Consider the following 21,074-nt stretch of genomic DNA (forward strand, 5'->3'; position numbering starts at 1 on the left):
CGGAACTTCGACTCCCGTTTCGTCTTGATCTCACTTCTACTGTTCCATTCATTGGAATATACTTTTTCATAAATGGAATAGAACTCCCGATGGTTGCGATAACTATAGCTTGGGGGTGAAGGAAGGTAACCATGTATGGAACCCAAAAAAATATGGCGCATTTTACAAAGCAGTCTATTTGAATACTTTTATTACTTTCTAGCTTTATCTTTGGTCGTGGCATTTACAATTGGCGGAGCTCTCTATTATACATCTTCTTCCTTGCTTTGGAAGGATGCCATACATACCAACAGCAACACGCTTCAGTTGCTCAAAAACAGCCAGGAAATCGTATTGGCTGAGGTCGACAAGGCCATGGAGAATGTCTTTTTAGACTCTTCCTTCTTGGAGTATATGGACTATTACAACCGTGGCGATATCTACAAGCAAGTGCAATTTCAACAGCGGGTGGACAATGTCGTTTTGGCGAGCGATTATATACATTCCGTCTATATCTATTACACCGAGCCGCAGTTCGTCCTCTCTTCATTACAGGGTTCTGTCCCCTTGGACGTTTTCAAAGATCGACCATTTGCCGAGTCACTTACCCGCGAGACTTTCGGCAAGTCTCTCGTACGAACCCGGACGCTCCCGGGCATATCAACGGCGCAAAACGATTCCGTCATTTCGATCGTGAAGACATTGCCGATTATTTATCCAGGCAAGCCTTCCGCTTATGTTGTTATTAACATTAAGGGCGATTATTTGACCAAAATTATGAATACCCTTAATACGAATAAAAATGCACATCTCATTATTACAGATCCGCAGGGCCACATTCTTTCGCAAAAGTCGTCGGAAGCCCTCCCCCTTCCAGATTCCATAACTAACCAATTCGATATATCACAGCTTACGGGTAACTCCGGCGACCTGTTCACATCCTTGCAAGGGGTTGAATCACTCGTCAGCTATGTATCTTCCAAGCAAAGTGGCTGGCTTTATATTTATACGGTTCCAAAATCGGTTATCACCCACAGTTTAAGCCTCTGGAGCAAGGCCACGATTATTATTTGCTTGATTGCCGTTCTACTCAGTCTGCTTGGATCGATCGTTTTATCAAACCGGATCTTCAGCCCAATGAAACGTCTGTTGTTTCAGCTTCAGGACGCCAATCTGAGTACCGTCCATCCATTATCCGTCGACGGCAAGGAAATGAAGCAAATTGAACGGAATGTCCATCGCCTGATTGATAGAAATCGAGACCTCACCATGCTGCTCAAGGATTACGAAGTACAAAGCCGGAACAAATTTTTGCTGAGGCTAGCGATCGGCAATGAGCACATTACGTCACAAACCGCCGAAAGACTGAAATATTACAATGTACATCTCGGAGAATGCGGGTACTTTATCGTTGCCATCGTGTCCATGGATGATTTTTCCAAATATAACCAAGAAACACACGAGGCGGAACGCAATGCATTATTCATGAAGTTATCTGAGCGACTACGTGAGGAAGCTTTCGTCAAGCAGTCTTTCCAGGGATACCTCGTAGAAAATGAGTTCAATGAGATTATTATTGTGTTGTACCTATCGAACGAACCTCCCGAACCGGAACACATTCAAAGTCGCCTCTACCCGTGGTTCCAGCAACTCCACAGCACGCTGCTTGTTGAAGCTGGCGTAACTTTCACGCTTGGCGTCAGCACCGTTCATGATCACTTAAATGAACTGAGTGAATGTTACTTTGAGGCAGATTCCGCCATCCGTCAGAAGCTTGTATCTGGAAATAACAAGGTCATCTTCTACGAAGCTGTCCGAACGGAACCGAGCAGCGCCTTGTATCCGCTTGGCATTGAAAAAAACTTGTTGACGCATTTCAAAGTTGGAAACCGGGAGGGGGTCACCCGCCGGCTGCACGATTTCGAAGCCTATATGATAGAGCACCACTCCAGACAAATCGAGCTCGTGAAACATTATTTTATGCAGCTATTTTCATCGTCGCTTCGTTGTATGTATGAAATTGACGCCAATCTCGGCGTTCATCCTGCTATTCAACAGCTTCGGCATACCGATCTGCTCGGACTGGAGACTATGCAGAGCATGGTCAGCTACATGCAGTCTCTTTATGATTTGGTCCTCGACCAGCTTGATCAAAAGCGTTCAATGAAAAATAAAATTCTCGCTGCGGAGATTACTGCTTACATCGACGCACATCTTGGTGATGACCTCTCCATCGAACGACTGAGCGATCTATTCGCGATCAGCACCTCCCATTTACGCAAAATATTTAAAGAAGAAACCGGTATTACACTCAAGGATATGATAGGCGAAAAGAGAATCTCCAAAGCGAAGGTTTTGCTAAGCGACCCACGGTGTAAAATCCAAGATATTGCCTATCAAGTTGGATATTTGACCGTCCAGTCCTTCACAAAAGCATTCAAGCTCGAAACCGGCGCAACTCCTGGCGAATATCGCGACCTCATTCATCGCAACAAACCTCTTACATAGTAACTGCCACAATAAAGGGGAGCCGCAAGTGCGACTCCCCTTCTTCATGTTCAGCTGGTACCCTTCTCTTTTAATTTATCGGCTAATTGAACCAATAAATCAGCTTGTTCAGCAGATAATACCTTACCGCGTTGCGCTGTCACTTTAGATTTGAATACGTCCAGCTTGCTTTCCAGCACTCTGCCTTCCACCAACAAGAGGTTGAGAAGAATGATACAGAAGGCACTCTCAATTTGATTGCCAGCCAGTAACTTTTTGATCAGGCGAATCAGGCTTTCCAATGAAATTTTAACTTTGAAATGAATGGTAGAGGTAGCAGTGTTCCCAGCGATATCCGTTGCAGAGGCCGTTAATGTGTTTGTTCCAATAACAAATGTGTAGGCGGGAGCTGAAATGTTAGTGTGAGTGAATGTCGCGATGCCGGATCCCGAGTCATTGGCTTGACTTGTGATTACCACTGTTTCGTCAATCCAATAACTAATTCCGTCAGACACAGAGAAGGTGATAGTCGGGGGGGTTTTATCGATTCGCAGAGTGTGTGTCTTAGCGATTTCCACATTGCCGCTGAGATCTTTGCTGCAATATTTAACTGTATATGTCCCGTCTTGTGTGTAGTTGAGAGGACCGCTATAAACCGTCCAATTTACACTGTTATTGTTGAGGTATTGGATTTGATCTACACCTGAGAGACTATCAGACGCTGTGAATGTGATGGCCACGTTGGACCGATACCAACCGTTCGCTCCGTTCGGTTGTGGCGGTGATACATTAGCAACCGTTACAGGCGCAGTACTGTCCTTATTAATTGTAATCGTTTTCATTTCTTCTGTATTGTTCGCCAAATCCGTTGAACGATAGCTGAAAGTATAGTGGCCATCTTGCCCTAAGGTGACAGGACCCACGTAAGTTTGCCAATCCACGCCTCTGTTCAAACTGTAACCGGACTCCGCTACGCCAGATAGATCATCTGTCGCAGATAGATGAAGCGTTACCGGTTGTACGAACCAACCGTTCTGTCCATCCGCTTGGGCAGGCTGCGTTGACACTGTTGTGGTCGGTACCGTGAAATCAGTCTTCATCAGCTGGACTGGTCTGTATTGAACAGGGTCTTTGAATTTCCCTATACCCGAACCCCATTCAATAAATCCTTTTCGAATGGTTCCATCATTATCGTTTACAAGAAACGATAGGCTGAATAGATTGGATACATTCGGGTCGACTGTGTGCAGCTCATCCCATGGTAAGGCTAATTGATAAATTGTTTGGTGAACCTGTTCATCCCGAGTCACCTGTAGTTGCGCATTTTCAATCGGCCCATTCGGTACGTCCGGTGAAGAATGAAAACGGTAAATTCGGGGACCTTCTGACGTCATCGATATGCCAAATTCATCGTATAGCTCTGTATCCCCAGGCATTCCCGAAGCAACAGCTATCTGAATGCCATCGTTATTCCATATCAAGTCGTTTACAGACACATAGGCGTGCGTATCGTCTGTAATTTTTGCCGTTACATATAAGTTATTACGATCCCAATTTATCCAAACGATACCGCTTAGATCGCTAACTCCATTGTACGGGAGAGCTACGAGCATTTGTAGTGTTCCATTAGCGAAGATATCAATGAAGGGAAGGCCCGTCATATCAGGTAGGCCTGCAACCTGATCCACCGTTTTTTGCATCAATGGATTAAATCCAATGGTTCCTACCTGTGGTTGCGAATTACGATTTTCCACATTGACTGTCACCTTATAAGGGTAACTTACCCATAATTCAAAAACGGGTAAATCGACGACAATCGTTTGCTCTGCTGAAGGCAGTATGGTTAGGATTTGATTCGATATTCCTGTTTGATTCCCTATCTTCCAATCGATACTCTGCGTGACAATCTCATTCTTCGTAGAATTATTTCGTACTTCCAAGATCATTTGCTCACTTTTGCTCGCGGCATTGAGAATATTCGGTTTTATCTTTACATTAAATGCTTTGAAAACATGTACATCAGCAAAAAGTCTGCCTACTAAAGAATTGTTTATTCGGACATTCGATACAATTCGAGTGCTGTCGATTGCACTGCCGCTCGGTATGAGAATCGATTTGCTCGCTGATGCCCCCGCTGATGTTGATACTTCATACGATGTGCCTTGGATATCAAAATAAAAGTTTATTGGTGAAGTTGTCGTATTAACTGCAGTGAGTTCGACAGTGATATCTTCTCCGCTTACAACGGAAAGATCAGCTTGCATCGATACGACCGTACTTATCGAAACATTGGCAATGTTGCCTTCGACATAGATGGGTTCGCCGGAGATCGATAGTATCACTTGCCCATTGTACGGCTCATAAGTAGTACTGTTACCCATCATATCTGTCATCACGATAGGGTTCGTTACACTTATGCTCACATTTATTAATTCTTTCGACCACATGACCCGGAGCTGCCCGCTCACCTGATTGAACAAATAACAGTACAGGGATCCAATGGCCGATTCCTTCTGCACGAACTGCGCGTTTGCCAGCTGTCTGGTCATTGCCGCATAAGAAGCGTACGCAGGTTTAGGCGTATACGGGCCTAAATCATCACCCACATACCGTATGATCCCAAAGTTGTTCTCCCTGTTTGTTTTTTCGGCACCGTCATTCATAAAATCATAAATAAATATTTTTTCTATCCCTGCCGCAATCGCCGTTACATAATACCTAACGATATATTCTGCCTGTGTCTTTTCGCTTACACCTTGAAGCGAGAGGTGAGTCGCCCAACCGAATTCAGTAATCCAGATGGGCTTGGCTTGACCACCATTATAGGTTTTGATGAGATTCTGTAATTGCTCCAGATCTGGTCCTAGTAATTCCGGTTCAGCAGGATAATAGTAAGGATGGATTGACACTACATCCATATACTGCAAGGAACCAAGCTGGAACACCTCTTCAATCCAATCGAAAGGAAGATTGGCCGATGCAAGACCGACGATCGTGACATCAGGATGAGCAGCTTTTATTGTTTCATACGATTTTCTCAGCATCTGATAATAATAATCGGGTCTAGAATCTGCCGGTCCATCCCCCCTATCCCCGAAATGGGCATTATATTCATTATAAATCTCGACTGCTTTCAATTGATTCGAGTAATGTTGAACTAAGAAGTTTCCGTAATCCGCAAATCCTTGACGTCCTTCGTCCGTGTAAACGGTGCTATTGTTGTCGTAAAATGGATTCGTATAATCCATCACGATGAACGGTTTGATGCCGCTTTGCATTAATTGGCTCATGTAGACTTCACTGTATGCTGGAGCGTTATACTGCCCTTTCGAAGTTTCTACCGCCAACCAGGTGATCTCATCCCGAACTTGAGTAGCCCCCGCCTTTTTAACCAAATCAACCAGAATCGGATTCCACCCCAGAGATGTGTTTTTCAGATGTGTATTTACTCCAAATGGGGTAGCATTTAATACAGCAGGGACCGCGCTAAGCCGAGCGAATGGTGTGACGTACTCGCCAACCACTACATTATTAGCAGTAGTTGTTACTCTCAATTGGAAATAACCAAAGGATGAGACCGGAAAATTCAGATCCGCTATGCCGTTTTGTACGGATTGAGTTCCCTGTAAAATCCGATTTTCCAAATTATCTTTCACTTCCCAATTGATCGTATCTCCTGTCGTCCGTACGTGAAAGGCCACAGGTACAGGATCAACGAATACATTCCCCAATTGAGTCTGCGTTACACTGAGTGGTAACGGTTGAAGGTTCACATCGTCAAACCATACCGTTCCGGTTACGCCAGCATCCAACCGCACATAAATTCTTATTGCTGCGGTACCTTGAGCAAAGTTTTTTACTTCTGCATGGTATTGGGTCCAGTCCTGCGTACCGCCTGTCGAAATTATTTTCGGTTGCGAGTGTAAATACCCTATTGATTGATTATTAGCGTCCATTTCCAATACGCTTAAGCCTACAGCTGAAGTGTTGGATACCGCATGTGTTTTAATCCACACCGATAACTGATAAGCATTTGCTGTATCAATACTGATGGATCCGCTTGCCATATATCTTCTTGATTCCAGATCCCCCGTCGTTCTCATCGAGGTAACGTTGTCGTGGGACACAACTTGATCCATGAAATACCCGTCCGTCCGTTCCGGCCAAAACCCGCCTTCAAAACTTCCATTAGGGATCAAATTATTAGTATTCATACTTCCCGGTATAAGCTCTACATCATCAAACCACACGGTACCGCTCGTTCCAGCATCAAGCCGCACATAGATCTTGATAGAAGCGGTATTTACGGTAAATTTCTCAACTGGCAACGTATATTTCGTCCAATCCTGTGTACCGCCCGTTGAAAGCAACTTCAATTGCGAATGTAAGTAGCCTATCGCTTGATTATTGTTGTCAATTTCCAATACACTTAGACTCACACCTTGGAGACTGGTCACACTATCCATTTTAATCCATACCGATAATAGATAAGCGCCAGCCGCATTAATGTTAATTGTACTGGTAGCCATATATCTTCTCGCAGTCGGGTCCCCTGTCGTTCTAATAGATGTGTCAGCTTCATGAGAAACAGCTTGATCCATGACAAACCCTTCTGTACGTTCCGGCCAAAATCCGCTCTCAAAACTGCCATTCTGGATCATATTATTCGTACTGGCAGTTCCAGGTTTAAGCTTCACATCGTCAAACCATACCGTACCGCTCACGCCAGCATCGAGCCGCACAAAGACTTTTATCGAAGCGGTGTTCGCGTTAAAATTCTCAACAGTTATCGTATATTTCGTCCAATCCTGCGTACCGCCTGTTGAGAACAACTTCGTCTGCGAGTGCAAATAACCTATAGATTGATGGTTACCATCCATTTCCATCACACTCATACTAACTGCGGAGGAATTACTCACACTATTCATTTTGATTCTGACGGATAACTGGTATGCTGCCGTTCGATTAATGTTCAAAGCACTGGTCGCCATATATCTTCTGTTCACCAGGTCCCCCGTCGCTTTAACGGATGCTGTTCCCGTGTAAAAAACTGCCGTATCAACTACCCACCCATCTGTTTTCTCTGGCCAGAAACCGCTTTCAAAACCACCGTTCGGAATCAAGTCAGCTTCTACATTGCTAGTTAATTCGAACATCTCACAACACCTCGCCTTATGGTTATAAATTTTATTATTCAAAACCATGCCGATTAGGTTACGCTAGAATCCATCCTCGCGAATATTATGAATGGGTCTTGAAACGGTTGTTCAGTTTTCTCGACTCATCCCCCCTCTTCCTCGCGCATACTTCCTTGTTGGTTGCGCAATCTTTATATAAATTATTACATACAAAAAACAGTTTGGATATCCTCCAAACTGCTCTATTTTACACATATTGTAGTGTTATAAACTATCCTGCTATGTTGTATTCCCCCGAATAAACGCAGTAGTTTGCTAGAAATTACAATTCAATTCCCACAGTATCGAACAATCAAAAGATAGAAAAATTATCCCCCACCACCCTCATTCGGGCAGCAGGGGAGCGATCACCTATTTTCACACCTGAGGTTACGAACGTATTGGCGCCCAGCCAAACATCTGAACCGCTTGTAATTCCGCCAGTCGTAAAGCCTTGCTTATCCATCGTAATGCCAAGCAGATCGTATCTGTGAACATCAAGGCTCTTACATGTCCATTATCTTTTATAATGGCGAATGGCCTGATCACCCACCTGCTCTTTCCGCATATAGGCATTATTTAATATATATTGCAAACTAAAAAGTCCCCAACCAGCCATAGCCAGCGGAGGATTGTCCGAGCATATACATGCATTTTTGTCAAAATTCTGGATATCCTTTGCCCCATCCGGTTTTCGTTCTAGGCCATTAAAGACAAATGCAGGGCATAGTCTGAATAACTCTCATGGGTGTTGTTTGCGATATTAATCGTAACTTTCTTACTCTCTGCACATGCGCATTCCATACAATGACCAAGCGGAATCGTCCGTTTAAAATAACCTGTTTTAAAAATTTTGTCCGCTTTGCCCCTCGTCAGAATTAGATTGCATTCGACACAATAAACCATATCTGAAATATTCATCAATTAATCCCCTTATCTGATTTCCGAATGTCGCAATCTGTTACATTGTGTATATACCACATATTATATGATACGATTTGTAACAAATCAAGGGGTTTTGTATTTTTTCGCACGAAACATTTTAACGATTAAGCTAATTAATGAATAAACAAGAGCACCTAATACTGCGCCTATTGTGTCTAGAAGCACATCTATGGGCATTGATGTACGGCCTGTTACAAAGCTTTGATGAAATTCATCTGTTATTGCATAGGCCGAACAAATAAGGACGGTTAAGGCGAAAATGTACAGCAAATTCCAACGCGTAAGAACTACGAATAGCCGAATAATCAAGATGCCGAGAATGCTATAAACTAACAAATGAGCAAGTTTACGTATGAAAAATTCTAGAAAACTGCTAGCACTGCTTGTTTGCAGACTAATCTTTTGATCCCCATAGTAAAAGCTTGTTCCCGAGAAATGCTCCTTGATGGTTCTATCCGATATTTCTTTTTTAATCCAAGGCCTAAGATCTTGTTTTTGATGAGTCTGCGAAGATAACCCATAAATGACTCCAAACCAAATTAGAATGGGAAGTATAATCCATACAAACTTCTGAATGCCTGATTTCTGCGACATGTGGAATCACCCAACTATCCTTCGTTATTCTCTCTCTATTTTGTACAATTTAAATAGAACTAAACTTTATACCAAAATAAAAAAAGAAAAAATCTCCCTATGCTCTTAGTGATAAGATGCATAGGGAGTAACGATTATCTAACGGTTTGAGCAACAATTTCGTTCCAATCCATGTACAAACGAACCGTGTCTTCTTCAATAAGCTCTGAGCCTGACTGAACTTCAATAATTTCCATATTTGTTATCGCTCGGATACTATGTCTAGCACGAATAGGAATTTGCAAGACATCTCCTGATTGAACATGGAACATTTTGTCGTTTAGTATAAATTCCCCTTCACCTTCGATAACCGTCCATGCTTCACTTCGCTTGGTATGCAGTTGATAGCTAAGATTTTTACCTGCATCAATCCCAATCCGTTTTGTGAGAATTTCACGATCATCCTTTTTAATATAATCCAACACACGATACCATCCCCAACGTCTCTCTTCAAACATCGGGCGTTGATCCACATGTCCGATCAATTCTTTGATCTGCGGACTGCTCGATTTGTCCGCAACCAGAATGCCGTCTGGACTTGTCGCAACAATCAGATTCGAAACGCCAAGAACGGTTACAGGGATATCCAATTCGTTAATGAGATGTGTGTTTATCGAATTTTCACAGACGATCCCATTGCCGATGATTGGCGTCATGATTTCTTCGGTAAGCGTGTTCCATGTCCCCAAATCTTTCCACATTCCGTCAAAAGGACTCACAATAATTTTTTCCGCCCGCTCCACAACTTCGTAATCAAAGCTGATTTTACGCAGCGTTTCGTACTGTTTAAGCATCTCCTCATATTGAATAGGAAGTCCCTTCTCAATCAGAAGATTAATTAAATAATCCAGTTTAAAAGCAAAAACCCCGCAATTCCACAGCGCTCCATCTTCAAGGAGGATTTTCGCTTGGTCTTCGCTGGGTTTTTCTCTAAAGTGGCTAACTGTTACATAATTACTATTTGTTGAAGTCGCTTGAGAAGGAATAATATACCCATATTTTTCGGAAGGGTATGTTGGTTTTACACCCAAAAGCGCAATGTCGGCATTGGATTCTTGAAGCGCTGCTTCCAGTTCAGAGATTTTGGTGAAAAAACTGTCATCCGCATACGGATCAACGGGCAGGACAGCAATAACTTCTTGCAGATTAACACCAACAATAGAGTATAGATAAGTTGCCGTCAGAGCAATAGCTGGGAAGGTATCCCGCCTGCTTGGCTCTACGATTACGTTGACATTCTCATGCAGCTGGCTCTGAATCATTTCCACCTGCCCTTTACCTGTAACTACATAGGAGGATTCTTGAAGCCCCGCCAGTTCCAACTGTCTCCAGACTCGCTGAACCATAGACTCCTTATGGCCATCAGGATGTGCCAGCACCTTGAGGAACTGCTTCGATCTAGAGTCGTTAGAAAGGGGCCATAGCCGTTTGCCCGAACCACCTGAAAGAAGTGCAAATTTCATAATTTCCCCTCCTATACAGCTTCATTTTCTAGAAGTTCTTGATAGTTGAGACGATTCATTTCAGGGCGTCCCACGGAATAATAGAGCAAGTGAGTTTCTTGTATTTGTTCTTGCGTGAACACATTTCTGCCGTCAATGAGTATAGGCTGCTTCATTAATTTCTCTATGACTTGCAAACTAATATTTTTGAATAAATCCCATTCGGTTAGCAAGCACAATGCGTGGCTATTCTCGACAGCTTCGAGCGGACTCTCGCACCATACAATGGAATCTGAATCCACTATTTCTTTAAATTTCTCCATTGCAATCGGATCATATGTCTTAATGGTGCAGCCTCTTTTAATGAGTTCTTTAATAATTTCGATAGCCGGCGCGTCGCGAACATCATCGGTGTTAGGTTTAAACGCTAATCCCCAAACAGCAATCGTTTTGCCGGATAGCTGGCCTAAACACTCGACCAACTTATTAATCACGTTATAACGTTGATGTTTATTCACCTCAACTACGGACTTCAATAATTTAAAATCATAGTTAGCGTTGCCGGCTATTTGAATCAACGCATTCGTATCTTTAGGAAAGCACGAACCGCCGTAACCTATTCCTGCATTTAAAAAGGATGAACCAATTCGCTTATCTTGGCCCATCCCTTTAGCTACAAGAGTAACATCCGCGCCTATTTTCTCGCAGATATTTGCAATTTCATTAATAAAAGATATCTTTGTTGCCAAGAAAGCATTAGATGCATATTTTATCATTTCAGCGCTTTTAATATCTGTAATGATTATATTCTCAGTCAATGGCTGGTGCAGCTCGGTAATCGTTTCAATCGCAGTTGAACTTTCCGCACCGATAATGATCCGATCAGGATTCAATGTATCGCTAATAGCTGTACCTTCTCTTAGAAACTCAGGCACTGAGACCACATCAAATTCATACTGGCTGACTTTCCCGATCCAATTGTGAATGAGGTGATTCGTGCCTACCGGAACCGTACTCTTCGTCATAATAATTTTATAACCATTTATTGCAGAAGCGACATCATATGCAGCCTGTTCAATGTATTGCAAGTTTGCCTCCCCGTTAGGCAGCGATGGGGTGCCAACAGCTATGATGATGATATCGGAGTTTTGAACAGCGGAGGTCAAATCTGTCGTGAAAGATAACTTTCCTTCCGAAACGTTCTTACGAATGAGTTCTTCCAAACCAGGCTCGTAAATGGGCACTTCGTTACGATTCAGCATGTTAATTTTCTCTTCAAGTCGATCCACACAAATGACTTCATTACCTAATTGTGAGAAGCATACGCCTGATACCAACCCCACATATCCAGTTCCGATAACAGTAAGTTTCATATAATACCTCCAACTTTTCCTTTTTTATTATGGGATTCATATTTGCGTTCCACGAATTCCCTAATTTCTTCTCTAAATCTTTCCACGCCAAACTGCAGGGCATTATCACGGCATACTTCTGACGAGATTAAATGTCTGTTCTCTTCAAATGCTTGAACGGCGGCTTGAATAGCTTCCATGCTCTGCTCCCGGAAAAAGACTCCTGTAGGATTCATCTCATCGATTCCACGAACCGTTTCAAGCGCCCCGCCTTTACCGAATGCGATCACAGGCGTGCCGCATGCTTGAGCCTCCACGGGCGTTATCCCAAAATCCTCTTCAGCAGCAAAGACAAATGCTTTTGCACGCTGCATATGATCCTTCAACACCTGAAATTTCTGATAACCGAGAAGCTGAACATTCGGACCCGCTTTTGATTTGATTTTTTCGAAATCGGGGCCGTCTCCAATGACTACCAAGCGTTTATCCGGCATTTTTGCAAATGATTCGACGATGAGATCGATTTTCTTGTAAGGGACTAATCTCGAAGCTGTTAAATAGAAATCCTCTTTCTGATCTACGTAGGAGAATGCCTTCACATCAACAGGAGGATAAATAACTGACGAATCCCTCCTATACACTTTCCAGACCCTTCGAGAAATGAAATTCGAGTTGGAGATGAAATAGTCGACTCCACTATGCGTCCTATAATCCCACTGTCGAATTTGATACAGCATGTATTTCGCAATCCATCCTTTTAACCCGGTGTCCAGTCCCGATTCTTTCAAGTATTGATTCTGGAGATCCCAGGCATAACGGATTGGAGAATGGATGTAAGAAATATGCAGTTGATCCGGACCCGTGATAACCCCTTTAGCTACCGCATAGGAGCTAGATATAATCACATCGTACTGGGATAGATCGAATTGCTCGACGGCTAGCGGCATGAAGGGCAAGTAAGATCGATACTTCTTTTTGGCGAAGGGCATTTTTTGAATAAAGGAAGTTTGGACTGATTTGTTTTGAATAAATCCTTTCTCCTCCACTTTAAGGAAATCGACTAAACTGAACAAATCGGCTTCTGGGAAAAGAATTAGCAGTTGCTCTAGTACGCGTTCTGCTCCTGCGTATGTAACTAACCAATCATGTATGATAGCAACTTTCATAACCAACTTCCTCCCGATTACACACCACTTTTATTATTTTCAGGCAGCCTATCCGACTTCACTCTTGCGCTTGGTTAACAATTCTATGGAAGTCATCATAACTAGGCTTCAGATGAGCGAACGTTTTTTTTCATAAATCTTTTCAAAAGCATACTTCTGAAGTCTCCGACATTAATTGCCAGCAAAACAATGAAATAAACGAGCGCCGCGCACGCAATTTGCAATATGAGAAATCCGATTCCATGCAAGTGCCTTAGCGGAAAGAGAACCACGCCCATAATAATGCCTGCGAACATAACTTGTGAAATGGCCTTACCCGGGAATGGCAGCGGAAAGCATTTTTTGCCTACATACCAAGAAATCACAATAGATACACTGTAAGCTATGATGGATGCATAAGCAGACCCCATTACACCCATAGAAGGAATAAAAATTACATTTAAAATTACGTTTATCACAGCACCAATCAGTACCGGAATAAACTGTATTGAAGTCTGTTTGCTTAGTTGAAAAGCTAAATCATAATAGTAACTTTTTATTCCCATAAAAAAAGTTCCAATGATTAACATGGGAATAAGTACCGTCGCAGATTCGCGAAATTGCTGTCCGAAAAAAATACCTACGATGTTCGGTGCAATCATCATCACACCAATCGTTGCAGGAACTGATACAATCAATAATAATATTAAACTTTGCTCCAGTTGCTTTTGTGCAGCTACCACTCCATCTGATTCCAGTTTTTTCACAACCAATGGAAATGCGCTTAAATTGACAATCATCATAAGAAGTCCCAACGATTGACTCGAAAAATCTGAAGCTACTGAGAATAAACCAGTCGCATCGGTGTCACCGCTAAACCAGCCAAGCAAGACACGATCTGACATTTGTATAAAAAATGCCATTGCAAAAGTAATTGTTAATGGTAATCCATAAGAGAGAAACATTTTAAAAATGGATAAATCAAACTCTTTAAATCGTATTACTTTCCATTCTTTATATGTGACATAGAGTATATTCAGAAGACCGCCTATCATGAAGCCGAATAGCAGTCCCCTCTCCGCCCAACCCATGTAAATAAATAGAACACTAAAAGTTAGACATAACAGAGCTCTGTTTAAAGATAAGATGCCGAATTTAATCGGTTTAAGTTGAGTACGGTATAAAGTTTGATTGATTTCGTACCATGCTTGTATCCAAAGATTGATTAATCCTAGAATGATATACAACAACCAATCAACATTATTCAGGAATAAATAGGTGATTACGGCAAGAATTGTCGTCAAGCCTATAACAACTAAAACACCAATAGCTAGCGTGCTTTTAAATTTAACAAACGCTTGTTCCTGATGTGATGGTAAAAATCGCAATAATCCAAGACGTAGCCATTGAAACAAAACTGCATTTAAAAGGTTAATACCCACCATAACCAAAGCATACTTACCATATTCTTCTGGATTTAACATCCGCGTATAGACCATTATGGAAAAGAAACTGATCAAACCAGGAAGACCACGGGAAAGAAAGTATATAAATGTATGCTTAAAAAGCATAGAGCTCTCTCCTTGTGTTCTTTATTTAATAACGATTTCGTACTCTGCTTTGACCCACTTTGCAAATTCAGCTATTCCCTGTTGAAAGGATGTCGAAGGGCTATATCCTAATAGTTCTCTGCTCTTTTGAATATCAGCCCATGTTTTGGGAACATCGCCGACTTGCATAGGTTTCCAATCGATAATTGCTTTTTTCCCCAAATTTTCCTCTAAAATTTGAACTAATTCCAACAAGCCCGTTGGCTGGTCATTCCCCAGATTAAACACCTGGTAACCGCTAATTTCCAGCTCGATCGATTTACGAATTCCACTAACGATATCGTCAACAAACGTGTAATCGCGGCTTGATGTCCCGTCGCCAAATAAACTAATTGGCTCCTCGTTAAGAATTCGTTTAGAGAAGTTATGAATAGCCAAGTCGGGTCTTTGACGCGGCCCAAACACTGTAAAAAATCTTAGTGCAACTATGGAAATGTCAAAGCAGTTACTATAACTGTGACACAAGCTCTCTCCAGCTGCCTTAGTAGCTCCATACGGCGATGCAATTAACAGAGTTGGATCCACTTCAGCGAATGGCACTTTCTGATTTAATCCATAAACGGAACTGGAAGAACCGAAAACAAATTTGCTCACTTTATGTTTAACCGCCGCATCCAACAAGTTCACAGTCCCATTAATATTTACTTCAACGTACCCTTTAGGATCTTGCAATGATGGCCTTACGCCTGCTCTTGCCGCCAAATGAACAATAACTTCCGGATCATACTCTGCAACAATTTGCTCAATAGCTTCTCTATTCCGAATATCCTCTTCGATTAACGTGTAGTTATCATGCAATAGATGAGATTTAATATTTCTTAGCTTAATCTCTTTATTGTAATAATTATCAAAATTATCAACGACCACTACCCGGTGCTGCCCATCCTTTAATAAAGAATCAACTAAATGACTGCCAATAAATCCCGCTCCACCCGTAACCAAAATATTTTTCATTTCTCTCTCACCTTCCTAAATAAGTATTTCTTTTCTACCCATACTCTGGAATAACTCATTGTATTGATCTGAAGTTCTTCGGATATCATAGCCTTCCAAAAATTCAGCCAGATTAAGCGATAACTCCTTCAGCTGTGACGGATCGGCAATTAAGGAATCAACAATCTGCTCGAGACTGTCTTTGTCAGCAGGGTCAAATAGAAAGCCGGTCTTCCCATCATCAATACTCTCTGGAATTCCCCCTCTTGTGGAACCAATAACAGGCTTACCGTAGGAGTAGGATTCCAAAACGACTCGAGCCAAAGGCTCATGATAAAGAGATGGAACAATCAACATATCGATTTGAGGTAAAATATCCTTTGTTTCCACATACCCAATAAATTTAATATTCGCTGAATATTCGCCCTTGTTAATTCGTTCTTCAATCTTACGATCGAAGATATAACCCGCAAGAATTAAATCTGCATCCTTATTTTTATTAAAAATATCTAATAGCAAATTAACGCCTTTTGTTTCGTGTATCCTTCCAAGATACAGAAATGTTAATCTTTTACTTTCATAAGTTTGTACTTGCTTCTGACTTTGCAAGGTCGTACCATTAAAAATTCGTGAAGATGGGACATTCTCAAAATACCCTTCGGATTTATGCTTATCGACGATGAAATGCGAATTACCAATCAAATGATCTACATAGCCTTTATTCGTTAAATTCTTTTTGTATTCTGTATAAATTTTGCAAGTTGTGCATCGCTTATTACAATTGTCACTTCCATTGAACATCGAGCTTTTCACGCATAACAAATAATAATCCCTCAAAGTATGCGCAACTGGAATGTTAGCTTCCTTCGCAACAATCCATGGAACAACAGAAAAACCTGATAAGTTATTTGTATAAATAACATCAGGTTTTTCTGTTTTAACTATTTCGCTAATTCGTTTTTTCATAATTGGATTGTACACATCAAGCGCATGCCAGACACTTTTCGCAATAAAATGTTTATCTTCTGTCTTATTTCCCCAGTATAGATTACGAAAATTCAAGTAATACACTTTAATGTTATTCACATAATCAATCTTATCCTTTTCATCCGTAGTTGTTACAATGATACATTCGTTGCCTTTATCTCTAAGCTGTTCTACCAATAATTGAACCGATCTCTCAGCTCCACCAACAAGATTGGGGTAGTATAACGTATTAAACACTAAAATTCTCATATTTAGATTCCTTTCGCATTAGACCTTTTAATAACCTATATGGTGTATTCACTTCCTCACTATCTATGGAGCTGTTGTTTAGATACTTGGTCAAATAAGCACCTAGCGCGAGTGAAAACCAATATACATAGTTCAAGTTGTCCTGAACAAAATTAGAAACTAAAAATGAAAATAAGATTGTATAACTTATAAGTATCAAGCTGTTCCGGCTTTTGGCTTTAATTAGTTTAAACAAGATATACGCATAAATGAGCAACTGAATGAAAGATGCAATTATTCCACCCTCCAACAGAAAAGTCAGTATGCCATTTTCTGTCGCCAAGGGTAAATTATAGTTCAAGTTATTCCTGGCAATAGACTTTACATACATCCCATATACGATGTCTGCATAATTACCATAACCGATTCCAAGTAAATAATTATCTTTAAACGTGTTGTATGCATTATTAATAATTTCTTCCCTAACAATCAGCGTATCGACATAAACTAACGAGTCTGGATCTAAATCCTGCTCCTGCCCAAGGATATACCCACTCACTACTTTAATCTGATCAGGTATATAATTAGAGAATTGAGTCACCAAAATAGCTACTAGGAATACTGCTATCGTGGTTATAGAAAGGAACTTCTTTCTCGAAACTGGCTTCAAAATCCAACAAACAAGCAGTATGCCAATAGTCACACTTAGGAGCAACGTTTTGATTTGCAGAAAAAAGATAGCTGCGGCCAAGTGAAGAACAATAACTACTAAGTCTATTGCTTTTTTATTCTTGAAAAAATGCCAGAACACAATAGGCAGCACCAAATTATATAAGACATTGTAGTACTGTTTATTCATCCATAAATAATCTCGCAAGCCTATTAGCCTAATTCCACTGTTAACACTAATCATCCCCGTTATGATTACTTCAACGGACAAGACTATGCCTACAATTTGTATGAATACAAATAATTTCTTGATTCCAGAAATTTGAAGCTCATTAACAAGAATTCCCATGAATAAATAATAGACAATGTACTTCATCATGGATGTGTTCCATCCATTTACAAAACAACCGATTAAAATGATGAGAATACTCAGATATATTAACGCATAGAACCAGAAGTAATTTTCAACTGATTTCCGTTTTACAATTTTCGCTAAATGAATGACAAAAATTAAAATAATAGGAATATAAGTTACCGATGCGCTGCCAATATTTAAAGCTTGATTTAGGATATCGGATAGTATTGATGTTAAAAGGCTTATAATTATTAGATACTTCACTATGCTCCCCTGCCTAACCAACCTCGTTAACATCGGCTGATTGATTTAATGATTCAATACATTTCTCGTATGATTGAGTAAGTTGATCTTGCGCAATTATCCCATGAATATTCGGCCGATTTCTTAAAGCCTCTCTCTATGAGGTTATTCCGCAACTTTACATCATTCATAATGCTCAATAACTGTGAAGTAATACTCTCAGGTTTATGAGGGTCACAATATAAGACAGAATCACCGCATATTTCCGGTAACGAGGCAACTTTGGATACGATCACAGGACATCCTGACAACATCGCTTCGATTGGAGGGATACCAAAGCCTTCATAGAAGGAAGGAAATATAAAGCAAGAAGCATTTTCGTAAAGTGCGCGAAGCTCCCCATCCGTTATATAGCCAGTTTGTTTGAAATGATCTGGCAATTGCATGCCCTCGCCAGCAAACACTTTAAGATTGCTCCCGCCCGCGATGACCAAATCGAAATTCACATCTTTTATTAATTTTACGGCATCGACAATCGACTGGAAGTTCTTGTTTGGATTTAGACTGCTGACTGCAAGAACATAAGGACGCTCGGTTAAATTGTATTTTTTCAAAATACTCACATCAGCGATGTGATCATGAAGATGCTCATTGCCCAAATGCGTCACTTCGATTTTGCTGTCATTAACTTTATAGTATTTCACGATTTCCTGTTTAGAGAAATTTGAAACTGTAATGATTTTTTTAGAAAATTTACTTAATATACCTATTAAAATGGAATACCATGTCCGAAAAGCAAATGAATAAAATTGTTTGTTAATAACAAAGGACACATCATGAATGGTAACAATCTGTTTCCATTTCATTATGGGTCCTGTATTGCAAAGATTGATCAAAAGTCCTTTACGAGAATAGAATGGAAGTTCCAGTTGTTCCCAAAGATGTCCTTTTAGCTTGCCGACTTTGCGAAGTTGGATATGTTTAAGATTTACATTTTTAGAATCGACATTGGGTACTAGAATTGTAAATCTAAAGAGAGAATTTCTTTCTTCTCCCATTAGAAGATCCAACCGTTTGATTAGTTCTTGCGCATATCTTTGTACACCCGTTGTACCCTGTGTTAAGAATCGCCCGTTTATGAAAATGTCTTGTATTATGAGAATTTCTCCTCTCCGTGTTGCTGTTAGAATGCATCCTTAGAGCCTAATAATACTTTTATTGTCTTTATAATAATTTTTAAATCGAACAACAAGCTTCTCTCTTTAATATAGTTGATATCCAACTCCACCATTTCTTCAAAACCAACACTATTTCTCCCGCTAACCTGCCACAGACCGGTACAACCTGGAGTAACTTGCAACCGTTGTTTATGATGAGCACTGTATTGCTCAACTTCACGGATCAGAGGCGGCCGCGGTCCAACCAAACTCATTTCACCCTTCAAAACATTCCAGAGTTGAGGGAGTTCATCAATGCTTGTTTTTCTAATAAATTTTCCAACCTTCGTTATTCGAGGGTCTTCTTTCATTTTAAACATATGGCCTTCAATTTCATTTTGCTCTATTAAATTTGCGAGAAGTTCCTCGGCATTGGAAACCATCGATCTAAACTTATACATCTTGAATAACTTCTCATGCTTGCCAACTCGCTGCTGGTAAAATAAAATTTTACCTTTCGGGTCCTCCAGCTTTATCAACAAAGCAACAACAAGAAACACGGGTACACAAAACAAGAGCCCAATACTTGCCCCTATAATATCCAACGAGCGCTTTACAAAACTGTAGTAAACCTTGGGTTCATCGATTGTTTTGATTGTAGTTCGAGAGTAATATGGATTCTTCTCCAGAATTTGAGCTTCATTGGATATCTTGGTCATATTATTATTCCCTCCTAACCAATTGCACGCGGCGATTTTTCACGCTTTAGAACTTCGTTTAACGCCTGAAGCAGCGGCACTCTTAGTTCATTGTTCTTTAGTGCAAAATCAAGCGAGGTAAGAATGAATCCAAGTTTTTCACCAACATCATATCGAATTCCGTTGAAATGATAGGCATATACATCTTGGTCTTCATTCAGTTTGCCAATCGCATCTGTGAGCTGGATCTCACCACCAGCTCCTCGCTCTTGCAGATCAAGAAACTCGAAAATTTCTGGAGTAAGAATGTACCTGCCCATAATGGCCAAGTTCGATGGTGCCGTTCCAAGCGCAGGTTTTTCTACGAACTTCTGAACTTTGTACAAGTTCCCGTTTCTACTAATCGGGTCAATAATTCCATAACGTTTGGTTTCTTGATCCGAAACCGGCTGAACACCAATAACTGATGACTGTGTAAGATCAAATTGATTCATCAACTGCTTCAAACACGGGGTTTCCGCTGTTACAATGTCATCCCCTAACAACACGGCAAATGGTTCATTACCAATAAATCTACGTGCGCACCAAACTGCGTGACCAAGTCCTTTTGCTTCTTTTTGTCTAATGTAGTGGATGTCTACTTTTGCTGGACGAAGAATTTCTTCAAGAAGCTCCAACTTTCCTTTTTCCGCCAAATTGTATTCTAATTCAAAAGCATTATCGAAATGATCTTCAATCGCGCGCTTTCCTTTTCCAGTAACAATGATAATATCCTCGATACCTGATTCAACGGCTTCCTCAACGATGTATTGAATGGTGGGCTTATCCACAATAGGAAGCATCTCTTTTGGCATTGCCTTTGTTGCGGGTAGAAAACGAGTACCTAGGCCGGCTGCTGGAATAATTGCTTTTCTCACTTTTTTCTTCATCAATACTCCTCCTATTTTCTCTTATCCACTCAAGGTATCTCTATATCTATCTTAAAAAAACCAGGCGTGTTGTTTTAATAAATAAAACAACACGCCTCGAATTTT

General features: G+C 40.8%; 14 protein-coding genes. 1 reads left to right on the plus strand and 13 read right to left on the minus strand.

The features are described from left to right. Positions 1-135 precede the first annotated feature (135 nt). Positions 136-2,487, plus strand: coding sequence for a helix-turn-helix domain-containing protein (locus ABRS97_RS12125; protein WP_367814153.1), 2,352 nt, complete (start codon positions 136-138; stop codon positions 2,485-2,487). A gap of 50 nt (positions 2,488-2,537) precedes the next feature. On the opposite strand, the gene ABRS97_RS12130 is transcribed toward ABRS97_RS12125, so the two are convergent. From ABRS97_RS12130 to galU, 13 genes are all read right to left on the minus strand, one after another. After that, positions 2,538-7,622: an OmpL47-type beta-barrel domain-containing protein gene (locus ABRS97_RS12130; protein ID WP_367814155.1), complete on the minus strand. Its 5,085-nt coding sequence runs from the start codon at positions 7,620-7,622 to the stop codon at positions 2,538-2,540. A gap of 720 nt (positions 7,623-8,342) precedes the next feature. Continuing rightward, entirely contained in the window at positions 8,343-8,564 is a 222-nt protein-coding gene (locus tag ABRS97_RS12135; RefSeq protein ID WP_367814157.1) for a hypothetical protein, read from the minus strand. 87 nt (positions 8,565-8,651) lie between these two features. Beyond that, positions 8,652-9,182: a VanZ family protein gene (locus ABRS97_RS12140; RefSeq protein WP_367814159.1), complete on the minus strand. Its 531-nt coding sequence runs from the start codon at positions 9,180-9,182 to the stop codon at positions 8,652-8,654. Positions 9,183-9,316: 134 nt separating this feature from the next. Further along, entirely contained in the window at positions 9,317-10,684 is a 1,368-nt protein-coding gene (locus ABRS97_RS12145; RefSeq protein WP_367814161.1) for a sugar phosphate nucleotidyltransferase, read from the minus strand. 11 nt (positions 10,685-10,695) lie between these two features. Next, complete coding sequence (locus ABRS97_RS12150) at positions 10,696-12,036, minus strand: UDP-glucose dehydrogenase family protein (protein ID WP_367814162.1); 1,341 nt, start codon at positions 12,034-12,036, stop codon at positions 10,696-10,698. Continuing rightward, positions 12,033-13,181: a glycosyltransferase family 4 protein gene (locus ABRS97_RS12155; RefSeq protein ID WP_367814163.1), complete on the minus strand. Its 1,149-nt coding sequence runs from the start codon at positions 13,179-13,181 to the stop codon at positions 12,033-12,035. The genes ABRS97_RS12150 and ABRS97_RS12155 overlap by 4 nt, the downstream gene beginning before the upstream one ends. Positions 13,182-13,282: 101 nt before the next feature. Then, positions 13,283-14,731: a lipopolysaccharide biosynthesis protein gene (locus ABRS97_RS12160; protein ID WP_367814165.1), complete on the minus strand. Its 1,449-nt coding sequence runs from the start codon at positions 14,729-14,731 to the stop codon at positions 13,283-13,285. A 21-nt stretch (positions 14,732-14,752) separates the two neighbouring features. Further along, positions 14,753-15,724, minus strand: coding sequence for an SDR family NAD(P)-dependent oxidoreductase (locus ABRS97_RS12165; RefSeq protein WP_367814167.1), 972 nt, complete (start codon positions 15,722-15,724; stop codon positions 14,753-14,755). 15 nt (positions 15,725-15,739) lie between these two features. After that, complete coding sequence (locus tag ABRS97_RS12170) at positions 15,740-16,939, minus strand: glycosyltransferase family 4 protein (RefSeq protein ID WP_367814169.1); 1,200 nt, start codon at positions 16,937-16,939, stop codon at positions 15,740-15,742. Then, positions 16,920-18,206 (minus strand): O-antigen ligase family protein, encoded by a 1,287-nt coding sequence (locus tag ABRS97_RS12175; RefSeq protein WP_367814171.1) that lies wholly within the window; start codon positions 18,204-18,206, stop codon positions 16,920-16,922. Before ABRS97_RS12175 ends, ABRS97_RS12170 begins: the two co-directional genes overlap by 20 nt. Positions 18,207-18,259: 53 nt before the next feature. After that, entirely contained in the window at positions 18,260-19,243 is a 984-nt protein-coding gene (locus ABRS97_RS12180) for a glycosyltransferase family 4 protein (RefSeq protein ID WP_367814172.1), read from the minus strand. Between the two features lie 125 nt (positions 19,244-19,368). Then, positions 19,369-20,061 (minus strand): sugar transferase, encoded by a 693-nt coding sequence (locus tag ABRS97_RS12185; RefSeq protein ID WP_367814173.1) that lies wholly within the window; start codon positions 20,059-20,061, stop codon positions 19,369-19,371. A gap of 14 nt (positions 20,062-20,075) precedes the next feature. After that, on the minus strand, positions 20,076-20,969 hold the full coding sequence (galU, locus tag ABRS97_RS12190; protein WP_367814175.1) for a UTP--glucose-1-phosphate uridylyltransferase GalU: 894 nt from the start codon (positions 20,967-20,969) through the stop codon (positions 20,076-20,078). Between the last annotated feature and the right edge of the window lie 105 nt (positions 20,970-21,074).

The sequence above is a fragment of the Paenibacillus tabacirhizosphaerae genome (genome assembly GCF_040812395.1).
Taxonomy (GTDB): domain Bacteria; phylum Bacillota; class Bacilli; order Paenibacillales; family NBRC-103111; genus Paenibacillus_E.

Bases quoted from the DNA above. Each gene is read 5' to 3' on its own strand.
- ABRS97_RS12125 (WP_367814153.1), top strand. From the start codon at position 136: ATGGAACCCAAAAAAATATGGCGCATTTTACAAAGCAGTCTATTTGAA.
- ABRS97_RS12135 (WP_367814157.1), bottom strand. From the start codon at position 8,564: ATGAATATTTCAGATATGGTTTATTGTGTCGAATGCAATCTAATTCTG.
- galU (WP_367814175.1), bottom strand. From the start codon at position 20,969: ATGAAGAAAAAAGTGAGAAAAGCAATTATTCCAGCAGCCGGCCTAGGT.
- ABRS97_RS12180 (WP_367814172.1), bottom strand. From the start codon at position 19,243: ATGGGAGAAGAAAGAAATTCTCTCTTTAGATTTACAATTCTAGTACCC.
- ABRS97_RS12145 (WP_367814161.1), bottom strand. From the start codon at position 10,684: ATGAAATTTGCACTTCTTTCAGGTGGTTCGGGCAAACGGCTATGGCCC.
- ABRS97_RS12130 (WP_367814155.1), bottom strand. From the start codon at position 7,622: ATGTTCGAATTAACTAGCAATGTAGAAGCTGACTTGATTCCGAACGGT.
- ABRS97_RS12165 (WP_367814167.1), bottom strand. From the start codon at position 15,724: ATGAAAAATATTTTGGTTACGGGTGGAGCGGGATTTATTGGCAGTCAT.
- ABRS97_RS12155 (WP_367814163.1), bottom strand. From the start codon at position 13,181: ATGAAAGTTGCTATCATACATGATTGGTTAGTTACATACGCAGGAGCA.
- ABRS97_RS12150 (WP_367814162.1), bottom strand. From the start codon at position 12,036: ATGAAACTTACTGTTATCGGAACTGGATATGTGGGGTTGGTATCAGGC.
- ABRS97_RS12140 (WP_367814159.1), bottom strand. From the start codon at position 9,182: ATGTCGCAGAAATCAGGCATTCAGAAGTTTGTATGGATTATACTTCCC.
- ABRS97_RS12185 (WP_367814173.1), bottom strand. From the start codon at position 20,061: ATGACCAAGATATCCAATGAAGCTCAAATTCTGGAGAAGAATCCATAT.
- ABRS97_RS12160 (WP_367814165.1), bottom strand. From the start codon at position 14,731: ATGCTTTTTAAGCATACATTTATATACTTTCTTTCCCGTGGTCTTCCT.
- ABRS97_RS12170 (WP_367814169.1), bottom strand. From the start codon at position 16,939: ATGAGAATTTTAGTGTTTAATACGTTATACTACCCCAATCTTGTTGGT.